This window comes from Mycobacterium sp. 1165178.9 (assembly GCF_001673555.1).
Taxonomy (GTDB): domain Bacteria; phylum Actinomycetota; class Actinomycetes; order Mycobacteriales; family Mycobacteriaceae; genus Mycobacterium.
In genome coordinates this window covers 1-3,890 of record NZ_LZMB01000223.1, presented here as the reverse complement: position 1 = coordinate 3,890, position 3,890 = coordinate 1, and the positions used below count along the sequence as shown (strand labels likewise).

Below are 3,890 nucleotides of genomic sequence, written 5' to 3'. Positions count from 1 at the left end.
GCGATCCGTCCGCCCGGACCGATCGCGTCGACGCCCACCGCAACCGTGCCGGCGAAACGCAACCGGGCGGCCCGGGTCCGCGCGCGCAGGTTCAGGTTCAGCCTGCTCAGCGCCGGGATCAGGTAGCCCGCACCCGGGCCGCGCCGTACGCCGTCGACGATGTTGAGCGGGACGGCGCCTATTCCCGAAACCTGCTCTGGTGCAGTGTCATTGAGGTCGGCGATCCAGCCGAAACCGGCGCGCTCGGCGGCGGCGATGAATCGCTCGGTGGTCCCGGTCATTTCGTGCGTGCGGCGCACCTGGATGGGACCACTGTCGCCGTGGGCGGGACCGTCGAAGTCCAAGTCGGTCTCGATGGCGCGGAAGCTGTCCAGGACGTCGGACCATCCCCAGCCGTCGATGGCGATGCGATCGAAGTCGCGCGGCAACCCGCGGCAGAAGTAGCCGCCGTTGATCGCGCCCGATCCGCCCACCGTCGCCCCCCGCACCAGTGGATGCTGGCGGGCGGGTTCGTCGGTGAGGCGGGTCTGGTAGCGCTGGACCAGCGGGCTGCCGACGCCGATCGGCAACTGCAACCCGTTCGCGGTCTGGGCGAGCAAACCCGGGTCGTCGAGCGCCGGCCCCGCTTCGAGGACCGTCACCGTGCGCCGCGGATCGGCGGAAAGGCGTTCCGCAACAACCGATCCTGCACTGCCGGCGCCGACTATCAGCACATCGCTGTGCGGGGCGGCTGTGGTCAAGGTGGCGGTTAGGTTCGGATCTGGGGCTTCAGGGCGCGCGCGTTGCGCTCCCGTAGCACACCCCACCACAACCCGAGCCCGTACGCCAGGTCGTCGACGCGTTTGAGCACCAGGTAGGTCGGCAGCCCGATCGGTTCGACGTCGTCACTGATGGCGTCGCGGCGGCGAAGCCAGTCGACTACCCCGTCCATGACGGCCGCGACCAGAACCACCCGCCTGAAGTGACGCGACATGGCCGCGGCCAGCAACGCCAGCGGCCAGTAGTGCCGGCACAGCGCCGACGCCAGCTGCAACGCCGCCGACCACAGGCCGCGGCCCGCGATCATCGCGACATCGGTCATCGACGTCTCGGCGCTGCGCATCGCCCGCGCGATCCGGTGACCGGTCAGCACGGCGAAGACCACGGACACCAGCCGCGACAGGGTGGACCCGAACGCCATCAGGATCCACGTCATCAGCGCCCAGCCGGAAATCACCACCGGCGCCGTCTTGTCCGGGTGGCGCACGGAAAGCGGGGCCGCCGAGCCGCCGTAAAACGCTTTGCGCGCAAGCCAATCCCGCAACTCGGTGCGGTGGTCGTGGGCGACCAGTGCGATCGGCTCGTAGCGCAGCCGAGCGCCCGCCTCGATGAGCCGCCAGCACAGGTCCACGTCCTCGCCGGACTGTAGGGTCTCGTCGAACCCGCCGACCCCCCGGATCGCCGAGCACCGACAGATGATCGCCGCGCTGGGCACGTAGGACACCGTGCTGTGTGGCAACACCGGCGCCTCGCGCTCGCCGAGGTCGAGCGAGGAGTGCACCGCCTCGTAGCGCGCCACCACGTTATCGTTGTGCGACAGGCCGACGATGCGGGGCGCGACCAGGCCTACCGTGGGATCGCAGAAGTGACCGAGCAGGGCCTCCAGCCAGCCCCGGCGCGGCGCGACGTCGGAGTCCAGGAAGGCGACGAAGTCCGTGCGGCAGGCCCCCAGCCCGGTGTTGCGGGCCGCCGCCGGGCCCTTGCTGCGGTGGTGGCGCAGCACCTCGATGTCGCAGTGCGCGCCGACGAAGTCTTCCGCTTCGACCGGAGGGAACGAGCCGTCGTCCACCACGACGACGCGCAGGCCACGCAGTGAGCTGACCAGGCGGCGCACTCCAGAAAGGTTGTCCCGCACCGGGATTACCACCGTCACGTCATGGTGCGACGGGCCGCCCGCGGGCCGCGGATGCGCCACCGTGGCGTCCAGCAGGGTCCGGGCGAGTTGGGCGCTGAGGTCGTCGCGCACCTTCAGCCGGCCATCCGAGAGCATGTCCTGCGCGGCGGGGGCCAACTTCAGCAGCCGGGTAGGCGAACCGCCGAGCAAGGCCGAGCCGTCGCCGAGCACGCGCACGCGGCGATCGACCTGAACGGCGAACCCGTCCGGCAACCGGGGCGCGGTCACGTCAGCATCCCGTCGGGCCCGGGTCGCCACCGGACGACTCGACGGACACACCCGTCGACCATCTCGGTGAAGATCCGCTTGCCCTCGGCGGCGGTGGCGGTGGTCGGGTCGCCCAGCACGCCGACCGGGCTGACCGCCGCGACTCCCCCACGGCGCATCGACCCGAGCAGCTCGGGCAGCGGTGCGGTGTTGCCCGCCACATACTGATCGGTCCGGACGGCGGCCGGCGAGATGTGCAGCAACAGTGATGTTTCGGTATGGCCGGCGTGGGCGTCGCCGCCGGCGGTCTGGCAGGGCGACCAGCCGGCGTCGCGGCCCTCGGTGCGCAACTGGGCCACCGCCCGGCTGCACGCCGTGACGTTGCCGCCGTGGCCGTTGACGAAGACCAGACGCCGGGCCCAGCTGGCCGCTGACCTGCCGTACTCGACCAGCAGCAGCGTCAACGCCTCGGTGCCGAGCGAGATCGTTCCGGCGAAACTCTGGTGCTCGCCGCTGGCGCCGTAGGCGACGGCCGGCGCCAATAGCCAGTCGCGGCCGAGGCGTGATACAACGCCGCCGGCGACCGCCGCCGCGATCCGGGTGTCGGTGTCCAGGGGCAGGTGCGGGCCGTGTTGTTCGGTCGACCCCAGCGGAACCATTACCGACGCCGACATATTTGAGAGCTGGCTCGACGTCACGGTTCCCAAGTCGCCGAGTACGGACACTCGGTGATGGTAGGACGAATTCACCTGGCTTGCACCAATTGTTGGAGCTTGAAAATAACTTTTTTTCTCCGGTCGTTCACCGGACGTTCGAATTGTGGGCTCGTCCGTCACGGTTACCCCGCCCGTACCACGATTTGCGTCCGCGTCACTTAATCCGGATATACCCGCCCGGGATAGCCGGGCTTTGCTACCCGGGCGAGGGCACTCCCAGTGCCCGGGTGAATCCGGGCGGCACCAGAACGTGGTCGGGTCCGAGGTCGTGCACCGAGGACAGCCCCAGGCCCATCAGCGCCGAGTCGATGCCGCCGCGCAAGATGTCGAGAACGTTCTCCACGCCCGGCTGGCCGGCCGCGGCCAGCCCCCACAGGTAGGCGCGGCCGATCATCACCGCGCGCGCTCCCAGCGCGACGGCCTTGACGACGTCGCTCCCGCGCCGGATGCCGCCGTCGAGCAGCACCTCGATCTGATCGCCGACGGCCGCGGCCACCGCGGGCAAAGCACGGATCGAGGCCGGCGTGCCGTCCAGATTGTTGCCGCCGTGGTTCGACACAGAAATCGCCGAAACCCCGGCGTCCACGGCCTTTTTGGCGTCATCGACGCGCATCACGCCCTTGAGCATGAACGGGCCGCCCCAAAGTTCGCGGAGCCAGGCGATGTCCTCCCAGGTCGGCGGCGGGGTGCCCATCCACTCCCCGTACGCCTGAAAGAAAGGGGGCCCGGGCTCGCCGCGGCGGCCCTGGTTGGGCACCCGCAGCTCCGGCGGCCGCATGGTCTTCGCCCACTGCAGGAGCCACCGGGGCTTGGTGATGACCTCCGGACTCATCTTGACGATGGTTTTCAAGTCCATCTTCTCCGGGATCGACGGGCTGCCCCAGTCCCGGCCGTGCGAGAAGCTCCAGTCGGTGGTGACGATCAGCCCGACCGCTCCGGCCGCGCGGGCGCGCTCGACCCGCGCGGCGATCGCGTCGCGGTCACCCAGCCAGTACACCTGGAAGAACACCCTGGGGTTCGCCGCGATGACCTCT

The 3,890-nt window shown here is 70.1% G+C and carries 4 protein-coding genes; all 4 read right to left on the bottom strand.

The features are described 5' to 3' along the window. On the bottom strand, window positions 1–740 hold a 740-nt coding region (locus A5652_RS10375; protein ID WP_156745260.1), incomplete at its 3' end, for a GMC family oxidoreductase N-terminal domain-containing protein. Window positions 741–748: 8 nt separating this feature from the next. Next, window positions 749–2,161, bottom strand: coding sequence for a mycofactocin biosynthesis glycosyltransferase MftF (gene mftF, locus A5652_RS10370; RefSeq protein ID WP_067350205.1), 1,413 nt, complete (start codon window positions 2,159–2,161; stop codon window positions 749–751). After that, complete coding sequence (gene mftE / locus A5652_RS10365; RefSeq protein ID WP_067350202.1) at window positions 2,158–2,889, bottom strand: mycofactocin biosynthesis peptidyl-dipeptidase MftE; 732 nt, start codon at window positions 2,887–2,889, stop codon at window positions 2,158–2,160. The genes mftF and mftE overlap by 4 nt, the downstream gene beginning before the upstream one ends. Window positions 2,890–3,052: 163 nt before the next feature. After that, window positions 3,053–3,890, bottom strand: an 838-nt coding sequence (gene mftD, locus A5652_RS10360; protein WP_067350199.1) for a pre-mycofactocin synthase MftD, incomplete at its 5' end; no start/stop codon positions are given.